At 68.2% G+C, this 21,379-nt stretch carries 27 protein-coding genes, 1 tRNA gene and 1 pseudogene; 13 read left to right on the top strand and 16 right to left on the bottom strand.

What is annotated here, in order from left to right; genetic code table 11:
• Nucleotides 1-122: 122 nt before the first annotated feature.
• The 9 genes from NGM07_RS15850 to NGM07_RS15810 form a co-directional block, all read right to left on the bottom strand.
• Nucleotides 123-401 carry a DUF3194 domain-containing protein gene (locus NGM07_RS15850; protein ID WP_253513293.1) on the bottom strand — a complete coding sequence of 93 codons (279 nt, stop codon included), beginning with the start codon at nt 399-401 and terminating at the stop codon, nt 123-125.
• On the bottom strand, nt 402-806 hold the full coding sequence (locus tag NGM07_RS15845) for a prefoldin subunit beta (protein WP_253513291.1): 405 nt from the start codon (nt 804-806) through the stop codon (nt 402-404). It abuts the gene before it with no gap.
• 898 nt (nt 807-1,704) lie between these two features.
• Complete coding sequence (locus NGM07_RS15840; RefSeq protein WP_253513289.1) at nt 1,705-1,956, bottom strand: KEOPS complex subunit Pcc1; 252 nt, start codon at nt 1,954-1,956, stop codon at nt 1,705-1,707.
• 8 nt (nt 1,957-1,964) lie between these two features.
• A complete protein-coding gene (locus tag NGM07_RS15835) occupies nt 1,965-2,099 on the bottom strand; it encodes a DNA-directed RNA polymerase subunit P (RefSeq protein WP_253513287.1) in 135 nt (44 codons plus the stop codon).
• 3 nt (nt 2,100-2,102) lie between these two features.
• On the bottom strand, nt 2,103-2,390 hold the full coding sequence (locus tag NGM07_RS15830) for a 50S ribosomal protein L37ae (RefSeq protein ID WP_253513285.1): 288 nt from the start codon (nt 2,388-2,390) through the stop codon (nt 2,103-2,105).
• A gap of 239 nt (nt 2,391-2,629) precedes the next feature.
• Nucleotides 2,630-2,794, bottom strand: a complete 165-nt coding sequence (locus NGM07_RS15825; protein ID WP_253513283.1) for a DUF8015 family protein — start codon at nt 2,792-2,794, stop codon at nt 2,630-2,632.
• Between the two features lie 288 nt (nt 2,795-3,082).
• Nucleotides 3,083-3,814 carry a DUF2103 domain-containing protein gene (locus tag NGM07_RS15820; RefSeq protein WP_253513281.1) on the bottom strand — a complete coding sequence of 244 codons (732 nt, stop codon included), beginning with the start codon at nt 3,812-3,814 and terminating at the stop codon, nt 3,083-3,085.
• 8 nt (nt 3,815-3,822) lie between these two features.
• Nucleotides 3,823-4,425 (bottom strand): VOC family protein, encoded by a 603-nt coding sequence (locus tag NGM07_RS15815; RefSeq protein WP_253513279.1) that lies wholly within the window; start codon nt 4,423-4,425, stop codon nt 3,823-3,825.
• Nucleotides 4,422-4,853 carry a zinc ribbon domain-containing protein gene (locus tag NGM07_RS15810; protein WP_253513278.1) on the bottom strand — a complete coding sequence of 144 codons (432 nt, stop codon included), beginning with the start codon at nt 4,851-4,853 and terminating at the stop codon, nt 4,422-4,424. The genes NGM07_RS15815 and NGM07_RS15810 overlap by 4 nt, the downstream gene beginning before the upstream one ends.
• Nucleotides 4,854-5,114: 261 nt before the next feature.
• Between NGM07_RS15810 and NGM07_RS15805 the strand changes: the two genes are divergently transcribed.
• Both NGM07_RS15805 and NGM07_RS15800 read left to right on the top strand, forming a co-directional pair.
• A complete protein-coding gene (locus NGM07_RS15805; protein WP_253513276.1) occupies nt 5,115-6,191 on the top strand; it encodes a GNAT family N-acetyltransferase in 1,077 nt (358 codons plus the stop codon).
• A gap of 68 nt (nt 6,192-6,259) precedes the next feature.
• On the top strand, nt 6,260-6,457 hold the full coding sequence (locus NGM07_RS15800; protein WP_253513274.1) for a hypothetical protein: 198 nt from the start codon (nt 6,260-6,262) through the stop codon (nt 6,455-6,457).
• Nucleotides 6,458-6,468: 11 nt separating this feature from the next.
• On the opposite strand, the gene NGM07_RS15795 is transcribed toward NGM07_RS15800, so the two are convergent.
• Nucleotides 6,469-6,801 carry a hypothetical protein gene (locus tag NGM07_RS15795; protein WP_253513273.1) on the bottom strand — a complete coding sequence of 111 codons (333 nt, stop codon included), beginning with the start codon at nt 6,799-6,801 and terminating at the stop codon, nt 6,469-6,471.
• Between the two features lie 90 nt (nt 6,802-6,891).
• Here NGM07_RS15795 and NGM07_RS15790 point away from each other — a divergent pair, with 90 nt between their 5' ends.
• The 3 genes and pseudogenes from NGM07_RS15790 (at nt 6,892) to NGM07_RS15780 (ending at nt 9,697) form a co-directional block, all read left to right on the top strand.
• A complete protein-coding gene (locus NGM07_RS15790) occupies nt 6,892-7,428 on the top strand; it encodes a redoxin domain-containing protein (RefSeq protein ID WP_253513271.1) in 537 nt (178 codons plus the stop codon).
• Nucleotides 7,429-9,247: pseudogene (locus NGM07_RS15785) on the top strand (SLC13 family permease).
• Nucleotides 9,248-9,376: 129 nt separating this feature from the next.
• On the top strand, nt 9,377-9,697 hold the full coding sequence (locus NGM07_RS15780; protein WP_253513269.1) for a hypothetical protein: 321 nt from the start codon (nt 9,377-9,379) through the stop codon (nt 9,695-9,697).
• Between the two features lie 229 nt (nt 9,698-9,926).
• Here NGM07_RS15780 and NGM07_RS15775 read toward each other — a convergent pair whose 3' ends face one another.
• Nucleotides 9,927-10,283, bottom strand: coding sequence for a DUF7344 domain-containing protein (locus NGM07_RS15775; protein WP_253513268.1), 357 nt, complete (start codon nt 10,281-10,283; stop codon nt 9,927-9,929).
• Between the two features lie 258 nt (nt 10,284-10,541).
• On the opposite strand from NGM07_RS15775, the gene NGM07_RS15770 reads away from it, so the two are divergent.
• On the top strand, nt 10,542-11,252 hold the full coding sequence (locus NGM07_RS15770; protein ID WP_253513266.1) for a hypothetical protein: 711 nt from the start codon (nt 10,542-10,544) through the stop codon (nt 11,250-11,252).
• A gap of 26 nt (nt 11,253-11,278) precedes the next feature.
• Here NGM07_RS15770 and NGM07_RS15765 read toward each other — a convergent pair whose 3' ends face one another.
• Both NGM07_RS15765 and NGM07_RS15760 read right to left on the bottom strand, forming a co-directional pair.
• Nucleotides 11,279-12,082 (bottom strand): aldo/keto reductase, encoded by an 804-nt coding sequence (locus tag NGM07_RS15765; protein WP_253520222.1) that lies wholly within the window; start codon nt 12,080-12,082, stop codon nt 11,279-11,281.
• Between the two features lie 711 nt (nt 12,083-12,793).
• A tRNA-Tyr gene (locus NGM07_RS15760) sits at nt 12,794-12,867 on the bottom strand.
• A gap of 284 nt (nt 12,868-13,151) precedes the next feature.
• Here NGM07_RS15760 and NGM07_RS15755 point away from each other — a divergent pair.
• From NGM07_RS15755 to ftsZ, 3 genes are all read left to right on the top strand, one after another.
• The gene (locus tag NGM07_RS15755; protein WP_253513264.1) at nt 13,152-13,850 is read left to right on the top strand and encodes a double zinc ribbon domain-containing protein; all 699 of its coding nucleotides are present in this window, start codon (nt 13,152-13,154) and stop codon (nt 13,848-13,850) included.
• Between the two features lie 184 nt (nt 13,851-14,034).
• Complete coding sequence (gene cdrS / locus NGM07_RS15750) at nt 14,035-14,214, top strand: transcriptional regulator CdrS (protein WP_253513262.1); 180 nt, start codon at nt 14,035-14,037, stop codon at nt 14,212-14,214.
• Between the two features lie 3 nt (nt 14,215-14,217).
• Entirely contained in the window at nt 14,218-15,456 is a 1,239-nt protein-coding gene (ftsZ, locus tag NGM07_RS15745; RefSeq protein WP_253513260.1) for a cell division protein FtsZ, read from the top strand.
• 74 nt (nt 15,457-15,530) lie between these two features.
• Here ftsZ and ncsA read toward each other — a convergent pair whose 3' ends face one another.
• Nucleotides 15,531-16,541, bottom strand: coding sequence for a tRNA 2-thiolation protein NcsA (ncsA, locus tag NGM07_RS15740; protein ID WP_253513258.1), 1,011 nt, complete (start codon nt 16,539-16,541; stop codon nt 15,531-15,533).
• A gap of 263 nt (nt 16,542-16,804) precedes the next feature.
• Here ncsA and NGM07_RS15735 point away from each other — a divergent pair, with 263 nt between their 5' ends.
• Both NGM07_RS15735 and NGM07_RS15730 read left to right on the top strand, forming a co-directional pair.
• Entirely contained in the window at nt 16,805-17,002 is a 198-nt protein-coding gene (locus NGM07_RS15735; RefSeq protein WP_253513256.1) for a DUF8027 family protein, read from the top strand.
• Nucleotides 17,003-17,203: 201 nt separating this feature from the next.
• Nucleotides 17,204-18,223: a zinc-binding dehydrogenase gene (locus NGM07_RS15730; RefSeq protein WP_253513255.1), complete on the top strand. Its 1,020-nt coding sequence runs from the start codon at nt 17,204-17,206 to the stop codon at nt 18,221-18,223.
• Between the two features lie 37 nt (nt 18,224-18,260).
• On the opposite strand, the gene NGM07_RS15725 is transcribed toward NGM07_RS15730, so the two are convergent.
• Nucleotides 18,261-19,091 (bottom strand): class I SAM-dependent methyltransferase, encoded by an 831-nt coding sequence (locus tag NGM07_RS15725; RefSeq protein WP_253513253.1) that lies wholly within the window; start codon nt 19,089-19,091, stop codon nt 18,261-18,263.
• 102 nt (nt 19,092-19,193) lie between these two features.
• On the opposite strand from NGM07_RS15725, the gene NGM07_RS15720 reads away from it, so the two are divergent.
• On the top strand, nt 19,194-19,571 hold the full coding sequence (locus tag NGM07_RS15720; RefSeq protein WP_253513251.1) for a 6-pyruvoyl trahydropterin synthase family protein: 378 nt from the start codon (nt 19,194-19,196) through the stop codon (nt 19,569-19,571).
• 6 nt (nt 19,572-19,577) lie between these two features.
• Nucleotides 19,578-20,702 (top strand): glycosyltransferase family 4 protein, encoded by a 1,125-nt coding sequence (locus NGM07_RS15715; RefSeq protein ID WP_253513249.1) that lies wholly within the window; start codon nt 19,578-19,580, stop codon nt 20,700-20,702.
• Between the two features lie 84 nt (nt 20,703-20,786).
• Here the strand turns inward: NGM07_RS15715 and NGM07_RS15710 are convergent, their stop codons facing one another.
• Nucleotides 20,787-21,182: a helix-turn-helix domain-containing protein gene (locus NGM07_RS15710; RefSeq protein ID WP_253513247.1), complete on the bottom strand. Its 396-nt coding sequence runs from the start codon at nt 21,180-21,182 to the stop codon at nt 20,787-20,789.
• Nucleotides 21,183-21,379 lie beyond the last annotated feature (197 nt).

Below are 21,379 nucleotides of genomic sequence, written 5' to 3'. Positions count from 1 at the left end.
CGGGTGGGGGATATGCTTTGTGGTGTTCGAGCGAGCGAACGCGTCGCCGGCCGAGGGTCGGTGGCCGGGTTTCGGTGGTCGGCGGCCGACCGCCTCGGTCACCGCCCGAGGGTGCCGACGCGTTACGCCTCGGCCTCGGCGAACAGGTCGTCGACGGCCGACCGCGCGGCGAGCGCGGCGTCCTCGGCGACCTTCTCGGCCTTGGCCTGCTCGTCGGGGACGTTGAGGTAGACGTCGACGTCCAGCACGCCGTCCTCGAACGTCACCGTCACGTCGACGTCCTTGACGGTCGACTGTTTGAACCGCGAGAAGATGAGCCCCTCGGCGGCTTCGGCGGCCGTCCGAACGACCTCGTCGTCGCTCGGCGTCGGTTCGCTCTCCGTCGCGTCGTCGCCGGACATCTACGAACCGCCGGCGCCGCCGCCCATGCCGGGACCCTGGGGACCCTGCGGGCCGCCACCGCCGCCGCCGAGCATCTGCTGGAGTTCCTGCTGGAGGCTCTCGAACTGCTCCTGAACGCGGCCCTCCTGCTTCTCGAGGGTTTCGACGCGGATTTCGAGGCTGTCGACCTTCTCCTCGAGGTCGTCCTGGGCCTCGTCGTATTCGGTCTCCACGAGGAGTTCGCCGACCTCGCGGTACATCTGGGTGTCCTCGTCGATGGAGTCCATCTCCTCGAGGGCGTTCTGGGCCTCGGTGAGCTGAGTTTCGGCCTGGTTCTTCTGGACGGCGACCTGCTGGGCCGTCTCCTGAAGGTCCTGCAGTTCCTCGAGCTTCTCCTGGGCTTCCGGTGGCAGATTACCCTGCATACCTCGGACGAGGTGGTCCGGACAGAAAAAGCCCCGCTTTCAGTTTTCGGGGAGGTTCTCCTCCCTGACGTTCACTGTCCGGGCGATACAGACTCGTTGGCGGTCTTTGGACGTTTCGTGCGAACGACGGTGACTACGGTAGACCAGACCGCCTCGAAAGCCCCCCGCTTGATCGCCAACAACGACCGCAACGATAGCTAACGAGAACGCTTCGAAAGCCCCCGCCCGCTCGCGGTCGCTGGCCGGGATATTCGGCTCGCGCCTGCGGCGCTCGCCGAATAGTGGCCCGCCCAGGCGACTGAAGTGAACGCGAGCGGGCGGCCCCTTTCAGTCCCGCCCTGACGGTTGATTCGCTGAGCGCTTTCGGCGGGGTGGTCCATCACCTGTTTCGATGGTGAACGTTATGCGTGGCGCGCGCTGGCGTCTTCGGGAGCGCAGCGACCGAAGGCTCGTGGGAGCGAAGCTCCCACGGCGCGACCTCGTATCGCGCCTTCATGCGTGAGGTCTGCGCGAGCGAAGCGAGTGTAGGCTCAGAGGATGCGGTTTGTCCTCCGGTGGACGACTGAGCGCCGGCAGGCGCGAAGGAGTCGGCTGGGGCGGTGTGTGGTGCGGTCGCGGTGCTGTGGAGTGGATGAAAGGGGCCGTCCGCTCGCGCCCGAAGGGCGTGGTCGCCTCTGGCGGGCCACTATCTCGGGGCGGCGACGCCGCGTCGAGATATCCCGCGGAGCGACCGCGAGCGGGCGGGGGCTTTCGGAGTCATCACTACTTAAGCGGTTTCAGAGGGTTCGTGGCGAACGGACAGAAGCTTTCGAAGTGTTCACCGTCTCAGTCGCTGTTGGTGGCAGTCCAGAACGAACCGTCGAGAACGGAGACTGAACCTCGGCTACGAAGAGTCGTTCTAAACGGCGTCGCACACTTGCTCAGCTACAGAAATCAGCGACTGCCAGGTGTTCAACCCGGCACGGAGCGCCACGAGGTCGTCGGCGACGACCTCCACGACCACCGCCGCTCCGTCGCGAGAGACGGTCGTCGCCGAGCGCTCACCGTCGATTTCGCCGACCTCCTGGGAAACCGACCGGGCCACGACGCGGGCGCGCTCGGCAGAGGGGTACTCGTACCTGAGCGTCGCGTCGTGCGGCCGGGAAGGCATAGAATCGGTCAGTTGACGCCGACTTCCTTCACGTCGCGGCTACGTTCCTTGAGGAGCACGCGGTGGCCGCAGTACGGACAGCGGACGCCACCGTACTCGTCCAGTTCCACGTCGCGCTTGCACCGCGAACACTTGTAGCTCATTGCTTACTCGTCGTCTTCGTCCTCGGAGAGTGCGGCGCGGATGGAGCGCGTGACGGTGCGACCCGCGGGCGTCTCGGGGCGGTACGTACCGCCGGCGAACTTGTAGCTGCACTTGCCGCACTGCCAGATGCCGGTGCCCTGCCGGTCGACGGACGTGCTCCCGCACTCCGGACAGGTGTGGTCTGCGTTCTTGTCGCTCTCGATCTCGGCGACCCGCTTGCGGGCGACGCGGCCGTACCGCGCGCCGAAACGACCGGCGCTTCCGGTTCGGCTTCGAGTGTTCTCGGCCATAGTACTGCGAATTTGATTCGGCGCGCTGATAAAGGCTACGAGTCGGAACGCTCCGCCCCGGCGGTCCCGACCGTCGAACCGGGATTCGACGGTCGGGCGACGGTCGAGCGACGGTCGAGCGACGGACGGCCGATGACCGCGTCACTACCGGTTGAGATCCACGAAACGTGGCAGTCAGCGTGTACGAAACGTCCGCCGAATCGGATTCGACGTCGGAATCGGCGCTCGCTCGTTCGCCGCTACTCCTGGTCGGTCGGCGGGTTGAACAGCTCGTGGCCGATGACCACGAGCGAAACCACCATCCCCGCGATGGCCCCCGGCAACCCCGTGAGCTGGCCGAGGAGGTACCCACCACCCGAGAGCATCGGAATCGCCGCGAGGACCGCGTCGTAGTGACTGACCATGGCTAATTAGATATAATTACAGCCCCGCCCAAGAAGCTTGGGGCACCGCGAGAAGTCCCGACGGGACGCCGGAGTCCCGACACCGACACCGACACCGAAGTTTCGGGTGACCGTCGCCGACGGTCGCCCCGCCGAACGCACCGACCGCGACGACTCGCCCGACGTTGGTTCGCGAGGCCCAAAGCTACTCGGTGCGTAAACTCGTCGAACGGCCGGCTTTACTCGTCCGGGGCGAGTTAGGGGCCGGTTGCGACGGGGTGGACAGGACGACTAACCGGGGCAGAACGACTACGCGGACCCGTCCTGGAGGTCGGCCTCCGCGAGCGCCTCGTTGAGGTCGGCGCGGACGTGTTCGCCCGACTCGCGGTTCATCGCGGTCGTGACCACCCGGTTCTCCTGGACGCTCGACCCGTCGCGCAGGAGCATCCTGACGTTGCCGTTCTCGTCGGCCCGGGTCGCCTTCGCGCGCACGCCGGTCCGACTCCCCGACCCGCCGGCGTCGATGGGGCCGGGGATCACCTTCTTGACGTGCGGGTGGCCCGCCACGGTGTAGATTGCCCGCTGGCCCGCCCGGCCGCCGATGAGCGTCGAGTGGCTCCCGCCGATCTTCTCCGGCGGGGCGGCGTCGACGACCTCGAGCGCGCGGTCGCCCCGGCGGTCCCGCACCGCCCCTACGACGTCGTCGTCGGCTACGCGGTAGAAGGAGTACCGCACCTGTCCGCGGACCGCCCGGATTACTTCGCGGTCGCCCGCGGCGTACACCTCCTCGGGGCGCTTGCGCCGGACCTCGTCGGCGACCAGCCCCGCGAAGTTCCGGAGTTCGACGACCGACTCCTCGTCGCCGTCCTCGGGCGTGGTCGTCACGTCGGTCTCGCCGACCACCTCCTCGTCGTCGAGCATCGTGAGGTGCGCGCGCTCGCGCGCCAGTTCCAGCACCACGGCGTCGGCGTTTGGCGTCCGGCAGACCAGACAGTAGTCGCCCGGCCGTTCGAGGGGGGACGCGCACTGCCGACAGTCCATGGTCTGGGTTACCCGGGCGGGCGATTTAACCTCGGTGTTTCGGGCCGGCCTCTTTCGGGCGGAGCGTCGGCGGGACGGCACTCGGGAACGGGGTCGGCCGGCCGACGTTCGGGACCAGCGTCCACCGGAGGACCTTCCGGAATCGGCTCGGCCGCCGCGTCTGCCGGCCGGCGCTCCGGCACCGCCTCGACGGGGCGGTGTTCCGCGGGCGCCCGCGGGCGCTCTTCGGCCGGCGCGTACGACCCGAGTTCCACGAGGTTCCCGTCGGGGTCACGGACGTACACCGAGCGGAGCCAGCCCTGTGCCCCCGGACGCTCGACCGGTCCGGCGACCGTCGAGATGCCCCGTGTGGCGAGTCGGCGCTCGACCCGCTCGATGGGACCGTTCACCACGAAGCAGAAACTGGACGCCCCGGCCGTGGGTCGCGCGGCCGTCGGCTGGTTGTTCCGGCCCAGTTCCTGGAGCACGATGCGCTGGTCGCCCGCCCGCAGTGCGAGGCGACCCCTACCCCGTTCGACGGTGAGGCCGAGGTCGGAGTAGAACGCGACCGTCGCGTCCACGTCGGCGACCGTCAGCACGACGTGGTCGATGCTGCGTACCCGCACGGTCACGCGCTCGCCGTCTCGGCGAGTTCGGTCCCGCAGTTGTCACAGAAGTTCGCACCCGCCGGGACGTCGTGGCCGCACTCCGGGCAGGTCCGGACGCCCGGTGTCGCCGCGGGCAGTTGGGTGCCGCAGTTCTGGCAGTACTCGGCGTCGGCAGACACCGAGACGCCGCACTCCGGGCAGGTGCGCTCGTCGCGCAGGACCATCCGCTGGGAGTCGTTCAGGTACTTGTATCCGCCGTAGACGAGGTTCACGAGGCCGAACGACCACCACGCGGTGGCGACGGCCAGCAGGACGTGGAGTCCGAGGTCGCCGTAGTTCCGCTTGACCAAGACGACCCGCTCGGGGGTCTCGGACTCGATGCGCCAGCCGTCGGCGATGGCGTCGTCGATCCGTCGCTGGAGGTTTGCGCTCCTGTCGGTGACGTAGCTCATGTTTGCTCCCGGCGACAGTCGTACGGCCCGCGCGGGGATATGGCTTGAGGCTCAGAGTCCCACCCCGAAACGTCCGCCCGAGGCGGGCCGGGAGCGACCGGCGGCGACGACGTTTTCCAACAGTTTCCGACGACGGCCGGCCGACCTTAAGGCCGACCAGTCGAACGCCGAAACGGTCGGCTATCCGAGTTGCGCCCCGCATAACAAACTGCCCCCGCGTCGTCCCTCCGGTAACCAGGCCATCGGGCCGAGGGTCCTGTCATGTCGAAGATGAAACACCGCCAGCGGTACGTCGTCCGACCGTACGAACCAGCCGATCGGGACGGCGTCCGCGCGCTCCACCGGACCGTCTTCGACCAGCAGGCGAGCAGAGAGTGGTTCGACTGGAAGTACGTCGAGAACCCCGCCGCGGACGCCGCGGCGTTCGTCGCCGAGGCCGACGGCGAGATCGTCGGCGCCCGACCGTTCATGCCCTTCCGGATGGCCGGCGCAGGCGCCGAAACCGTGGCGTTCCAACCCGCCGACGCGATGGTCCACCCCGACCACCGCCGGCGGGGGCTGTTCACCCGGATGACCGAGCGGGCACTCGAACGCTACGCCGACGGCGATCCCGCGTTCTGCTTCAACTTTCCGAACGAGCGCGCGCTGGCGGGCAACCTCGAACTGGGCTGGGAGGTCGTCGACACCGTCCCCATCTCCTACCGCATCCAGAGCGCCGAGGGGTTCGTCGACGGGGAGGTCCAGCGCGCGCTCGCCGACGCGGTGGCGGGGACCTACTGTCGCGTCCGCGACCGACTCGCGCCCGCGCCGGACGCCTACGACGTGACGCGCCACGAGGAGATTCCGGCCGACCTGCTCGCGCGACTCTACGCGCGAAACCCGCCCGAGGAACTCCACGCCCTCCGCGACGAGGCGTTCTACCGGTGGCGGTTCCGGAACCCGCGGTGGCGCTACACCGCCTACACCGCGTCGCGCGGGGGTTCGACCGTCGCCGCGGTCGTGGTGGGCCGCCGGAACAAGTACGGCACCGACGTCGCGCGCCTCACCGACGTACTTCCGCTGGTCGACGGCGACGAGGAGGCGTTCGCCGCGCTCCTCGGTCGCGTGACGGACGAGTACGCCGACGCAGACGTGGTGGCCGCGACGGGGCGGGCCATCCCGGATTCGCTACTCCGGCGGTTCGGGTTCGTCTCGGACCACGAACTTCCGCTGTCGGCGGTGTCCGAGCAGTCGACGCTGGTCGCGCGGCCGCTCGGCGACGACGAGAGCGCGTCGTTCGGCCGACTGACGGCGCCGGAGAACTGGCGGCTGACGTTCGCCGAGCGCGACGCGAGTTGAGCGTCGCCCGACCGACCCGAAACTTGAAGAGACGGTACCGAAGTCGTCTCTACAAGTGAGCACCCATCGTGCGACAACTCCCCCGCGACCGCTCGGACGGCGCGCTCGGCGTCGCCCCCGCCCTCGTCCCGTTTCTCGGTACTGTCGGATTCGGATGGCCGGGGGTTCGTCGCTTGCTCCTGCTCGTCACGGCGGTTCTCGCGTTTCTGTTGGCACTCAAGGCGCTAGTCCTCTTCGTCTCGGTCGGCGTCCGTCTCCTCCGGTGAGAAAGCGGGTTTCAGGAGAACTGGAGGCCGACCCGGAGCAGGACGCCGTACACCGCAGTACCCGCACGGAAGAACGCCGCGAAGACGACCGCGAACAGCGCCGCGAGGCCGGCCGCGGTGACGGCCCCGGCCGCGTCGCCGCTGGCGGCCCCCGCTTCGACGGCGACCGTCGCCAGCGCCAGCAGACCGGCGACGCCGACGGCGACGTAGGCCCCCAGCGAGAAGCCGACGCTGAGGCGGCGGTCGAGGAAGGTCGCCGTCGCGGCGAGGTCCCGCGAGAGACCGCCGTAGAAGGCGACGAGCGCCACCACGACGAGCGCGTCGCCGACGAGCGACGAAGTCATGTCGGGGCGTGTGACAGCGACCACCATAAAGCGGTCGGAACGCTCGTCTGACGAACATTTATACCTGATACGGAAGGATACGTACGAATAATGGGAGATTCGGGCGGCCCCGCCGTCGGGTCACGGGCTCCGGAGTTCGAGGCGCCGCTGGCGCGACCGGACGGCACCGTCGGTTCGACGTCGCTGTCGTCGCTGCTGGGCGAACGAGCCGTGTTGCTGGTGTTCGAGCCGACCGACTTCGACCTGGAGACGTTCCCCGAGCGGAGCGCGGTCGCCGAGTACGACTGGTTCGCGGCCGACGACCGGGTGCAGGTCGTCGGCGTCAACCGGGCGCGACCCCGGACGAACCGGACGTTCGTCGACTACCTTGACGTGACCTTCCCGTTCTGCTCGGACCGCGATCTCTCGATAGCCAGGTCCTACGGCGTCACCTACCGGGCGCTGGGCGTCGCACTGCGAGCGCGGCGGGCCTGCTTCTTCGTCGACGCCGACGGCGTCGTCCGGTACCGCTGGGTGGCCGACCGTTCGTCGGACCAGGGCCGAAGTCGCCCGCAACTGCGCGACCTCTACGAGGCGGTGACCGACGCGCTCGGAACCAGGGAGCCGGAGACGTTCGGCCTCGCGTAGATGGCGCCGCCGCTGACCGCCGACGCGGCCGTCGTCTTCGCGCTGGTCGGCGTCGCCGTCGCGCTGTTCGTCACCGAGGCGATTCCGACCGACACCACCGCGCTGGCGGTGGTGGTCGGGTTGGCCGTGCTCGAACCCTGGACTCACGTCTCGGAGACCGAGGCCATCTCGGGCTTCTCGAACGCCGCGACGGTGACCATCGTGGCGATGTACATCCTGAGCGCGGGCGTCGAGCGGACCGGCGTGGTCGAGCGACTCGAAGTGCTGGTCGCGCGGTTCACGAACGGCGACCGCGACCGACTGCTGGCCGCGACGGTCGGAATCACGGGGCCGCTGGCGGGGTTCATCAACAACACGCCGGTGGTTGCGCTGTTCATCCCGATGGTGACCGACCTCACCGACCGGAGCCACACCTCGCCGTCCAAACTATTGATTCCGCTGTCGTACGCAGCGATGCTGGGTGGGACACTCACGCTCGTCGGCACCGCGACCAACATCCTCGCCAGCACCCTCGCCGCGAGCCTCGGGGTTCCGAACACGCCGTTCACGATGTTCCAGTTCACGCCGCTGGGCCTGCTGGTGCTGGTCGTCGGGTCGGCCTACCTGCTGACGGTCGGGCAGTGGCTGTTGCCCGCCCGAATCGCGCCACACGACCTCACCGAGGAGTTCGGACTGAAGGGGCGACTCGCGCGCGTGTACGTGCCGGCGGCCTCGCCGCTGGTCGGCGCGACGATAGCCGAGGCCCGCACTGACGGGGTGAAGATTCTGCAGGTGCTCCGGGGCGAGCAGGCGTTCGTCGCCTCCCGGACCGACCGCGAGATCGAGGCCGGCGACGTGCTGACGGTGCGGGCCGACGAGGACGAGGTTCGGTCGTTCGTCGCGACGGCGAACCTCCGGCGTCTCCCGCGCGCGGAGGTAACTGAGGCGGAGTTGGCGCTCGGCGGGGGCCGGGGGACGCTGGCGGAGATCGGCGTCGCCGCCGGTTCGACGCTCGCGGGCCAGAAGGTCGGCGAGACGAAACTGGGCGAGCGCTACGACGCGACCGTGCTCGCGGTCCGGCGCGGCGAGGAACTGCTGGTCGAGGACGTCTCGAACGTGGTGCTCGCCGAAGGGTACGGCCTGCTCGTTCACGCGACGGAGGTCGGCCTCGACCACCTCGAGGAGTCGGGCGACGCCAGGGTCACCGAGCGGGTGGGCGACGGCGCGAGCCTCGAACCCGAACCGCTCGACCGCCGGGCGGCCGCGCTGGCGGTCGGCATCGTCGCGGCAGTGGTTGGCGTCGCGGCCGCGGGTCTGGTCCCCATCGTCATCGCGGCGCTCGGCGGCGTAGTCGCGATGGTCGTCACAGGCGTGATTCGGCCCGCCGAGGCCTACGACGCAGTCAACTGGGAGGTCGTCTTCTTACTGGCGGGCGTCATCCCGCTGGGGCTGGCGATGCAGCAGACCGGCGTTTCTCGCTGGTTACGTCACCCTCGTCGCGGAGGCGATTCCCGTGCTGGTGACGGTGGCGCTGTTCTACCTCCTGACGGGGTTACTCGCGAACGTCATCACGCCGGTCGCGAGCGTCGCCCTCGTGTTGCCAATCGCGGTCGACGCCGCCGAGCGAATCAGCGCCAGCGAGTTCGCGTTCGCGCTCGCGGTGACGTTCGCGGCCTCGACGGCGTTCATGACCCCCGTCGGCTACCAGACCAACCTGATGGTCTACAGCCCCGGCGGCTACCGGTTCACCGACTACGTGAAGGTCGGCGCGCCGCTCCAGTTCCTGCTCGCGGTCGTGACGACGCTCGGCATCGCGGCCATCTGGGGCCTCGCGCCCTGAGTCTCGAGGAGTAACGTCGCGTGACGCTACCGCGAGTCGCAGGTCGCGGTCGCGACAGCGACTCGCGGCCGCCCGCCGCCGGCGGGCGGCCGTGACACCTATTGTCACCCGGCGCGTCGGACCCGTCGTATGCTCGTCCACCTCGAACAGTACGACCACGACGACGTCGACGACGCTGTTCGCTCCGAGGGCGACGTCGACCCGGACCGCGACCAGGAGGAGTACTTCGGTGACGACGACGTGGGTCCCGAGGAGTGGGACCGAGTGACCGAGGACGGCGAGACGCTCCTCCGGCGGAGCATCTCGAAGGACGGCGTGACGGCGGTGTCGGTCCCGCAGGAGGAGTCCGACGAGTCGCTCCCCGGCAAGACCATCCTGCTCCGCATCGAGGGCGGGGAGACGTACGTCGAGAACGCCGAAATCGTAGAAGTGCAGGACAGCGACCCGTAATCGACCGGGCGTGGGAAGGAGAGGGAGAACGCAGTTCGCGGTGCGACCGCGAACCGCGTCGTCGCCAGCGGGGACCGCTCGTCGGCCGTGGAGCGGTGCGGTCAGTCCGACTCGACGTCCTTGAACTCCGCTCCGCCGCACTGAGGACACGACGACGGCACGGCCTGTAGGGCTCCTTCGCGCTCGACGGCGGAGACGAAGTGGCCACACTGCCGGCACATCACCAGCGTCACACCTCGTCCACCCCGAGGAACGGTTCGACGTGCAGGAAGTTCTCTCCGGGTTCGACGGTTCGGGCGTCTCGGTCGTAGTCAAGGACGTCCGTAGCGTCGAGTTTCGGGAGGTGACAGTGCACCAGCGATATCTCGGCGCGCTCTCGGGCGTCGGTGCCTAGTCGCCCGGCGGTCGGAACCTCCGACCGGTCGCGGTCGGCGACGTGTTCGACGAGCGCGTCGAGGGAGGTCGGCGAAGGCCGGTCGGCGACGAAGGCGAGGAGCGACCGACGGCGGCGGTCCGCGAGCGCATCGAGGGCGGCGTCGATCGACGCCGAGTCGGTTCGGGTCCCCATCTCGAACTCCGTTTCCATCGTTCGTTTCGACGCATCGAACGGGGAAAAGCCCGGCCTCTAAGTAATTAGAGGACTCATAGATTCGGGGGCTTCTCGTTAGGAATATTCGCCGTGGCCGCGAGACAGAAGCGGATAATCGGCTTCGTTTCGGCGAACCGCGCGTTTCGTCGGGGCTCCCTCGTCGTCCGGCGGTTACGGAGGGCGGACGGTCCCAGTCGCCTCGTCTCGGTCGGCGCTTCCGGTGTAGTTTTCACGGGAGGGTGTGACGGGCCAGGCGTGACCGAGGAATACGATTCCGAGCGGTCGCTGCTCGACGTCGATTGGAGCGAGGCGCCGTCGGACGCCGAACTGGCGGCCGCCCGCACCGACACGACGTTGGAGGCGCCCGACCAGGACGCGGTGATTCCCGACGCCGCCCGCGAACTCGAAACCGTCATGGACGACGTACACGTCAACGGCGGGGCTCACCTCGGCGTCGTGCGGGTGCCGCCGAACGACGTGCTCGACTGGCACCTCTCACGGGGCGGGACGAACGCGTGGCTCCGCCACGACGTCCTCGCGTCGGCCGCGCTCGCCGACGCCCTCCCCGCGCTGGACCTGCCGCCGGACCGACACCCGCAGGATTGCGCCCACCTCGACTGGGAACGCTACCCGTCCTACACGCTCGACGGCTACCTCGCCCGACACCTCGTCGGGGGCGGCGCGTACTACAACTTCCTCGAACCGCCGTTCCACGACGTCGACGCGGAAATTCCCGGCTACGAGCACGTCCCGGAGTCGTACGGCGACCGGAGCGACGCGAAGCGACTCGGCGCGCGATTCGTCGACGCCGTCTTCGACGAACGCTACGGCGAGTTCTCCGCGTACGCGACGTTCGAACAGTGGTGCGACTGGTTCGAGGCGGTACCCGCGTGGGACGTTACGTACGTCTGCTTCGACCGGCGAACGCGGCTCGCGTGGGTGTTCGTCGTCACGGGAGCCGATTGACTGAGCACCGATCTACGGCTCTTGCCTCACCGATTCCACGGGGCGTCGTCCGGGTCCACAATGCGCTCGCGCTCCTCGATAGTGTCGAGTTTCGCCACGTCCTCGTCGTCGAGTTCGAGCGCCAGGCTGAGCCAGTTCTCCCGGAGGTGCTCCTCGCTGGTGGCCCGCGGAATGGCGGTCACGCCCTTCTCGCGGAGCCACGCGAGACTGACCTGCTCGGGCGTCGCGCCGTGCTTCCGGGCGACCTCCTGCAACTCGGTCACGTGTTCGACGTCACCGCGGGCGATGGGCGAGTAGGCCACCAACTCCACGTCCACGTCGTCCCGCGCACAGAACTCCCGGAGGTCCTTCTGGGGGAGCATCGGGTGCATCTCGACCTGATTGGCGAAGATGGGCTCTTCGGAAACCTCGATGGCCTCCTCCAGCAGGTCGACCGTGAAGTTGCTCACCCCGATGCGCTCGATGAGGCCCTCCTCGCGCAGGTCCGCGAAGGCGTCGAGCGTCTCGACCGGGTCGTACTCGCCGGTCGGCCAGTGGACGTACAGCAGGTCGACGTAGTCCATGTCGAGACGGTCGAGGCTCTCCTCGGCGCTGAGTCGGACGCCGTTCCGGTTGAGGTCGGCCGACGAGACCTTGGTCGCCACGAACAAATCCTCGCGGTCGACGCTCGCCGCTGCGACGGCATCGCCCACCGCCTCCTCGTTGTAGTACGCCTCGACCCGCTCGGCGGTGTCGACGTGCCGGTAGCCCATCCGGAGGGCCTGCCGGACGTTCTCGAGACACTCCTCGTAGTTCGCGTGGTGGTACGTCCCCACTCCGAGCATCGGCATTCCCCGGATCGTCGACGGCGAGTAGTCAGCCACGTCCGCGTCGTTGCCGGAGGTCGGCACGTCGACGGTATCGGTGTCGTCGGACCCTAGCGACCGGCCGACGCGCTCGGATTCCCGTTCGACCTGCTCTGCGACTCCCTCCACGGAACTGAGTCGGTCCGTCACCTCCTCCCGTTCGATGACCGCGGTCCCGTCGGATGTCGCCCGCTGGCGCACCTGCCGCAGGGCGCCGGTCAGTTCGCGCTGTACGCTCCCGGTCTCCCTGGCACTCGCTCCGCCGTCTCGACGTCTGGCGAGCAGGTAGCCTGCGATGAGCGCAAGTACGAACGGCGCACTCTCCCGCAGAAGATCGCCACGTCCACCTTGGCCGGGCCGCCGTCGGTCGTCGCTCTCGAGTTCCCTGCGAAGCATGGAACACTGGTTACACGGTCGCGCACTTTGGGCTTCTGGCAGTTTTCACGGAACTCATGCGACGGAGTCGTTCCGCGGTAAGGCCGCCCCGCCGACTCGAACAGGTGGAAGACGTTCGGGCTCGCTCCGTTCGTCGGTGAGTATCAGAGAAGTCCGCCTTCCCGATTTGAACGAAGTCAGACGTTCCTGCTCGCTCCGCTGTGCAGGCTGTGACTGACAGGCTCAAATCGGCTCGGGGTCGCTGAAGCACTCGGCTCGGCTCGATCGCTCCGCTCCCTCGCGTTGCGCCTGGATAATCAGTCCGCCCTCCCCGATTTGAACGGGGGGCAAGTCGATCTACAGTCGACTGCTCTACCAGTCTGAGCTAAGGGCGGATACAGTTTCACGTAGGGGCCGTCCCGGCCTTAAGGGTTATTATTCACCGACGGGAGTGGCATCGGGTCCCGTACTCCGGTGACGAAATCTGGGGTCTTGGTTCTCGTGCGTGCGACGACCGACTCGAAATAAAGAGCGCATTCGGGCCGCGAGTCACCGGCCCAGCACCGCCCCTCGGCCCGTACGCGACGCCGACCCCGACGCCGTCTTGCGTAAGTCGGCCGTCAGACACATCGGGAAGATTAAAATAGGATGGGCGTGCTACACTGGGACGAACAGCCACATGAGCAAGATTACCTTCCGCGCGGACGAGGACCTCGTCGAACGCATCGAGGCGCTCGACGCCTCGAAGAGCGAGGTCATGCGCGAGGCGCTCCGGGAGTATCTGGAGCGCGACTCGCGCGTCGCGTCCGACGAACGCGGGGCCGAACGCGACGGTGGCAGGCGTCGGACGGAGTTCGACGCCGGAGAGCGACAAGCGGTCCGTGACGAACCGATTCGCCGCGACCGCACCTCCCGCGCCCGAAGCGACAGCCTCGACGCCCTCCTCACCGAGCGCGTCGACGCGCTGGTCGCCGAACGACTGGCCGCTCGCGAGGCGCGCGCGCCTCGCGAGCGCGAACGTCAACAGGACGTAAACGTCAACGTCACGCTCGAAACCGACTCGCCGGTCGGGACCGCGAGCGCCGACGCGACCCGAACTGGCGCGGCGAACCCGTCCGACGCACCGTCCGACAGACAAGTGTCCGACGGTGCGTCGGACGGCCGGCGCGCCGCCGCGGGCGGCGCCGGCCGCGAGGAGAAGTCCTGCAACCAGTGCGGCGAGACGCTGGACGACGACCACGTTTACTGCCCGAACTGCGGAGAGAAGGCCGCGAACCGCCTGTTCTGCGAATGCGGCGACGAGATACGCTCCGACTGGGGATTCTGCCCGGGCTGCGGCCGGAGGACCCCGTCTGCCGACGTTCTCGACTCGCCGTAAGACGACGTTTTACGACCGCCGTTAACTATTTAAGTTTTGACTATGTGGATACGTTCGCGTAAGACGGTCGTCTTACACGAGTGGTGCGAGGTGGTCGGACCCGCCGCCTCGTGCACTCACTCGGCGTAAAACGGGCATCGCGGCGTCGCCGCGTACCGTCTTACTCCACAAGGGGAATATGAATATGGAGCGTGTGACACTACGCATTCCGAAACAGCAGATCGAGGAGGTCGAACAGATGGTCGAGACCGGGGAGTTCCCGAATCGCAGCGAGGCGATTCGGGCCGCCGTTCGCGACATGTTGAACGAACAGGAGGATACGACCGAGCAAACGACGAACAAGCGCTCGTGGGCGAAGGTGTAGACCATGCAGGATATCGTCCAGGACGCGCTGGAGAACGCCGAGGAAGAGAACCGCGAGATGGAGGAGGCCGCGACCAACGGTGACGAGTTCGGCGACCCCCGAATCGTCATCGTCGGCTGTGGCGGCGCGGGTAACAACACCGTCAACCGGCTGTACAACATCGGCGTCGACGGCGCGGACACCGTCGCCATCAACACCGACAAGCAGCACCTCAAGATGATCGAAGCCGACACGAAGATCCTGGTCGGCAAGTCCCTGACCAACGGACTCGGCGCGGGCGGCGACCCCTCGATGGGTGAACGCGCGACCGAGATGGCCCAGGGAACCATCAAAGAGGTACTGGGAGACGCAGACCTCGTGTTCGTTACCGCAGGCATGGGCGGCGGCACGGGGACCGGCAGCGCGCCGGTCGTCTCTAAAATCGCCAAAGAGCAGGGTGCCATCGTGGTGGGCATGGTCTCGACGCCGTTCAACGTCGAGCGCGCCCGCACGGTGAAGGCCGAGGAAGGACTGGAGAAGCTTCGCGGCGAGGCCGACTCCATCATCGTCCTCGACAACAACCGACTGCTGGACTACGTCCCGAACCTACCCATCGGCAAGGCGTTCTCGGTGATGGACCAGATCATCGCCGAAACCGTCAAGGGCATCTCGGAGACCATCACCCAGCCGTCGCTCATCAACCTCGACTACGCCGACATGACTTCCATCATGAACCAGGGCGGCGTCGCGGTGATGCTGGTCGGCGAGACCCAGGACAAGAACAAGACCGAGGAGGTCGTCCGGGACGCGATGAACCACCCGCTTCTGGACGTGGACTACCGCGGGGCGTCCGGCGGCCTCGTCCACATCACGGGTGGCCCGGACCTCACGCTCAAGGAGGCCGAGTCCATCGCGAGCAACATCACCGAACGCCTCGAAGCGAGCGCCAACGTCATCTGGGGCGCGCGCATCCAGGACAACTACAAGGGGAAGGTTCGCGTGATGGCCATCATGACCGGCGTCCAGAGCGCCCAGGTCCTCGGCCCGAGCACGCAGAAGCAGGCCGACAAGTCCCGTCAACAGATGGGCGACGTCGACACCAAGTCGTTCGACGCCAGCCACAACGTCCAGAACGACGGCGGCGTCTCCCAGTCCCCCTCCACCAGCGAGGCCGCCGGTCGCGGCGGCAGTTCGTGGGGCGCCCAGTCCGACGGCGGACAGGACGAACTCGAGAAGAACAACGGACTCGACGTCATCCGGTAGTTCGCCGACGTCGACGGAACTCCGTAATACGCCGTCTTCTTGCGTTTTCGAAATCTCTCCTCGCCAGCGGTCGCTCACGCGGCGTGGAGCGAGTCCAGCAGCGAGCACTTCCGACACCGGTCGCGAGTCGTCGACGCGCCGCATCGCTCGCATTCGCCGAGTTCCGTCTTCCCGCCGTCGCGCGCGCCGAACTCCTCGGCGGCCAGCGCCGCGAGTTCCTCGTAGCCGGCCATGATGGAGTGGCGCGTTCCCGGGTGGTTCTCCTCCAGTTGGTAGAGTAGCGACTGGATTTCGCCGCGGTAGGCCTCGCTCGCGTGCGGGCACTCGGTGATGTGGGCGGGAAGGTCGTTGAGGTGGGCGTACAGCGCGACCTCCTTTTCGGGCACGTCCCGGAGCGGTTTCGCGCGCGGGACGAAGTCCTCCTGCTCCTCGCGGGCGGGCGACGACCGCGACGACTCCGAGTCGTCGCGGTCGTCGCCGAACCGGCCGAGGCTGGCGTCGAAGTGCTTGGCGATCTGGGCGACGTCACCCTCGAGGAAGTTCATCAGGGCGGTTTCGGCCTCGTCGTCGAGATTGTGGCCGGTCAACAGTTTGTCGGCGCCGAACTCCTCGGCGTACCGCGAGAGCAGGTCCCGGCGGAACACCCCGCAGTAGGCGCAGGCGGCCATGTTCTCGGGGTCCTTCTCCACGACGTCGTCCATCCGAACGTCGAACTCCTCCTCGTAGGTGACGATCTCGTGGCGGATGCTCAACTCCTCGGCCAGTTCCTCGCAGGCGTCGACACTCTTGTCGCGGTAACCCTCGATACCCTCGTGGATCGTGAGCGCGACGAGTTCGATGCGGGGGTCCTGCTCGAAGGTCCGGTGGAGGATGTCGGTGAGGACGACGCTGTCCTTGCCACCCGACAGCCCCACGACCCACGTCTCGGGGTCCTCGGGCGTCGCGTCGTCGGGAACCAGGCCGTCTTCGCGGACCCGGCGGCGAACGCGCTTGTCCACGGAAGCCGTGAAGTGGTCCTCGCAGAGGTGCAGCCCCGAGTACGCGGCGTGCATGACCGCCTCGCGGTCGCACTTATCGCAGTCCATCGGCCGAAGGTTTCGTTTCCGGGTGTTTGACGGTTTCGCCTCGGGGGAGCGGGTCGCCGACGCTGCACTCGTAAACCAGATACTGCGATAGGAAATTATCTGAATCGAGACTTGTCACTCGCCGTCTGGTCGGCTGCGGAAGCGCGTGGAAGCGACGGAAACCGGAAATCCGCCGACTTTCGGCGCGGAAACTCGGCGGTCCGGCGTCGCGCTCGAACCGACCCGCCGAACGCCATAAGGTAGCACGGGACGTACTCGGCGCCATGCCCGTCTCAGGCTACGACCCGGACGACCTGGACGAGATGCTGGCCGAACGAATGGGAAACCGCGACCCCTCGAACTGGCTGACCGACGAGGAACTGCGCGAGTATGAGGAGGGCGCGAGCCTCCTGGACCTGCTGGACGAAACCGACATCCACGAACTCCTCGAGCGGAACGACGGTGACGCGACGAGCAACTGACCGGCCGATGGGTGTTCGGTGAGCGAGAATTGGGCCAAAGAACGATACGTGACGGCGGCGTAGCCGTGTGGACGACGCAGTTTCGAGCGGGGTGCGTCGACGCCGAACGCGAACCGCCCGGCGACCGAGCGGTCCCCGGGCGGTTCGCGCGGAGCGAGGCGTCGCTTCGCGGAAACTACCGCCGCAGGGGACGGTGAACCGATGCGAGCGCGAGCGCTGTACTTCACGGGACCGGGCGAACTCGAGGTCCGCGAGCGCGAGGTGTCCGAACCGGGCGAGGGCGAGGTCCGCGTGCGCGCGGAGTGCTCGATGGTCAGCCCCGGGACCGAACTGCTGGTCTACCGCGGGGAGGCGTCCGACGACCTGGCGGCCGACAGCCAACTCGACTCGCTGTCGGGGTCTCTGTCGTTTCCGCTCCGGTACGGCTACGCGGTCGTCGGCCGGGTGACCGCGACCGGACCCGGCGTCGACCCGTCGTGGGAGGACCGTCGGGTGCTCGCGTTCCACCCCCACGAGAGCCGCTTTTGCGCGCCCGTCGAGGAACTTCAGCCCGTGCCCGAGGACTGTCCGAGCGAGGCCGCCGCGTTCCTCCCGAACGTCGAGACGGCGGTCAACTTCCTCCACGACGGCGCGCCCGTCCTCGGCGAGCGCGCCGTCGTCTTCGGCCAGGGCGTCGTCGGCCTGCTGACGACCGCGCTGCTCTCGCGGTGTCCGCTGGACGGACTGGCGACCGTCGACCGCTACGATTCGCGGCGCGAACGGTCGGCCACTCTGGGCGCCGACGCGACGTTCGAACCCGGCGAGGGCGTGGCCGACAGACTCCGCGAGTGGGCCGACGGCGAGGAGGCAGAGGGCGCCGACCTCACCTACGAACTGTCGGGGAGTCCGGCCGCGCTCGACGCCGCCATCGACGCGACGGGCTACGATGGTCGGGTGCTCGTCGGGTCGTGGTACGGCTCCAAACTCGCGGAACTCCACCTCGGCGGACGATTCCACCGGAGTCGCGTGTCCGTCGAGAGTACGCAGGTAAGCACCGTCGCCCCTGAGCGCCGGGGCCGGTGGACGAAAGCGCGCCGCCTCGACGCCGCCTGGCGTCGTCTCCGAGAGATTCGCCCCGAGCGGTTCGTCACCCACGAGTTCGACCTCGGGGAGGCCGAGGAGGCGTACCGCGCGCTGGACGAGCGACCCGAGGAGACACTCGGCGTGCTGTTGACCTACTGAATCCGGGGCGGCACGTGAGAGCGACCACCGGTTCGCATTACGGGCGCGATGCCGTCCGCGCCCGGACGCAAAGCACCTGGGGCGACCGCGAGGCGTGCTCGTGTCGTTCGGGCGCGTACTCCCGGAAGGAGTCGCGAGGCTTCGGCTCCTCGAACGCTTCGAGTCGAAACCCGACCGCGACGAGCGGCGAAACGACGGCCCGCATCGGTCGGTAGTAGGTCGGAATCACCGCGCCCGGCCACGCCACGTCGATTCGCTGGACGTCGTAGTAGTTCTCGACGGCGTCCTTCCGCCGGAGGTACTTCGGGTGGACGACGGCGAACGCGAACGTTCCACGTTCGCCCAGCACGCGCCGGAACTCCGCAAAGACGGGCTTCCAGTCCTCGACGTGACCGAGCACGAGGTGGCTGAAGACCAGATCGAACGCCCCGTCGTCGAAGTCGAGCGAGTCGGTCAGGTCGGCGCGGCGGAACGTCGCGTTCGCCTCCTCGTCGAACCGGTCGCGGGCGGTTCGAATCGCCGCCTCGCTCGCGTCGAGTCCGACGACCGACGCGCCCCGGTCGAGGAACCACCCGACGTGGTCGCCCCGTCCGCACCCGGCGAGCAAGACGCGCCGGTCGTCGACCGCCGGGAGTACGTCGCGGGCCGCCGGCCAGGAATAGTGTCGCTGGAAGTGGCTGTCGCCCCACGGACTCGCGTCGGGGCCGAGTTCGTCGGCGGATTCGGCCAGCGCGTCGTAGCCCGCAGACGCCCCCGCGGACGCGTCTGCCGGTGCGTCTACCGGCGGTTCGGTTCCGGCGTTCTCGCTCTCGATTTCGCCACTCTCGCTCTCGTTCGGTTCGGACGCACGCTCTCGGCGGTCGGTCACGCGTGGACACCTCTGACGACCCACAGTACCGGAACCGGACTGATATACTTTCTACGGAACGCCGACCTAGCTTCAAGGACGTGGCCGTCGCTCCTCTAGGGGATGTACGCCGTCACGGTCGAACGCGCGTTCGTCGCACAGCACTATCTGACGGTGCCGGACCCCGGTCCGGAGGGCGAGTTGCACTCCCACGCCTACACCGCGAAGGTCCAGTTCTCGGGCGAGGAGCTGAACGAGTACGGCTACCTCGTGGACATCGACGACGCGACGGCGCTGCTGGAGTCGACGGTCGACCGCTACCGCGACGCGACGCTCAACGACCTGCCGGAGTTCGAGGGACGTAATCCCAGCCTGGAGCACTTCGCGCGGCTGTTCGGCGACCGACTCGCCGACGGCCTCGACGCTCCGGCGGTCGAGTCGCTCGCCGTGAAACTCCGCGAGGACGAGGCGGCGTGGGCGTCCCACGAGCGGGCGGTCTGAGCGACCGTGAACGTCGGCTTCGTCGTCTACGGCGACCTCCGGACGACCAGCGGCGGCTTCCTCTACGACCGAAAGCTGGTCGCCCACCTCCGGGCGGCGGGCGACGACGTGACCGTCGTCGAACTGCCGTGGCGAGCGCGCACGGGACCGCGCGCGCTCGCCGACAACCTCGACCCGCGAATCGCCGCGAAGCTTCGCGGCGACTTCGACGTGCTGGTGGAGGACGAACTCTGTCACGCCTCGCTGGTCGGACACAACCGCCGGGTCGAGACGCCGGTCGTCTCGGTCGTCCACCACCTCCGGGCGAGCGAACGCCAGTCTCCGATTCGAGGCAGGCTGGCCCGCGCGGTCGAGCGGCGCTACCTCCGGGGCGTCGACGCCGCGGTATACGCCAGCGAAACGACGCGTCGGGCCGCCGAGCTACTCGCCGGAAGCACGAAGAGAACTGAAGCGGGCGACGACCGACGGCCGTGGCCGTCGGTCGTCACCCGGCCCGCCGGCGACCGCTTCGACCCGCCCGCCGAACGCGTCTCCGCGGAACCGCCGGGCGAGGGCGAACCGCTCGAAGTCGTCTTCGTCGGCAACGTCGTCCCGCGGAAGGGCCTGCACGACCTGCTCGTCGGACTCGCCGACGTCACGGGCGACTGGCACCTGACGGTCGTCGGCGCGACGCCCGACGCCGCGTACGCCCGGCGGATTCTCGACCTGATTCGGGAACTCGGCGTCAAGGAGTCGGTGACGTTGTCGGGTCGACTCCCGGACGCGGCGCTCGCCGACCGGCTTTCCGCGAGTCACCTGCTGGCGGTGCCCTCCCGCTACGAGGGCTACGGCATCGTCTACCTGGAGGGAATGAGCTTCGGTCTGCCGGCGCTGGCGACGACCGCAGGCGGCGCGAGCGAGATAGTCACCGACGGCGAGAACGGCTTCCTGGTCCCGCCCGGCGACCCCGCCGCCATCGCGGCGGCGGTCGAGGAAGTCCGCGCGAACTCCGAGCGCTTGCGCGAGATGCGGCGGGCCGCCAGGCGGCGCTACGAGGCCCACCCGACCTGGGCCGAGTCGATGGCGAGCGTCCGGGCATTCCTGCTGGAAATCGTCGAGGGCAAGTCGGCGCCCGAGGCGGTCGCGCGGTGAGCGTCGTCGCTCGCGTCTCTTGCCGCGGCACGCGAAGACGAGGCGTCAGGTCGAACTGCGACAGAAGAGAGTCGAAGAGCGCCGTCAGTTCTCGACGGCGACCTGCTGCTGGTCGTACTTCTCTCGGAACTCCTGGAGGAGTTGGCCCATCTTGGCGTACCAGTCGTTGAGCATCCGCTGCATGTCGTCTGCGACCTCATCGGGGTCGGTCGGCCGGTAGACGTGGTAGTAGCCGCCCTGCTCGTAGTTGACCTGTTCCTTCTGGACGAATCCCGCCTGGAGGAGTCGCTGAATCGACCGGTAGGCCGTCGAGCGCTCGCGGTCGACGCGGTCCGCCACCTCGTCTATCGTCAGCGGCTCCGCGCTCTCGACCAGCACCTGGAAGCACTGTCGGTCGAGTTCCTTCAGGCCGTGGATGCACTCCAAGAGCCCCTCGCACTCCATGTCCTTCTGAAGGTACTCCGCCATCGATTCGGACATTGTATCTACCGCTCGTTAGGTACCACGCACGTAAAATGTTTTGCATACCTCGCACAACACTGCCGAGCGGCGACTCGACGGCACATCGGCAGCGAACGGGTCCGTCGCTCGCCGAGGCGGCCGCGCTCACGGTCGCGCTCGCGTTCGGCGTACAGTATTGCACTGTTCTTCCACGAAGAATCAGGATTAAGGACGTC

Source organism: Halorussus vallis, assembly GCF_024138165.1.
Lineage (GTDB): Archaea > Halobacteriota > Halobacteria > Halobacteriales > Haladaptataceae > Halorussus > Halorussus vallis.
This window is presented reverse-complemented; position numbering and strand designations above follow the sequence as displayed.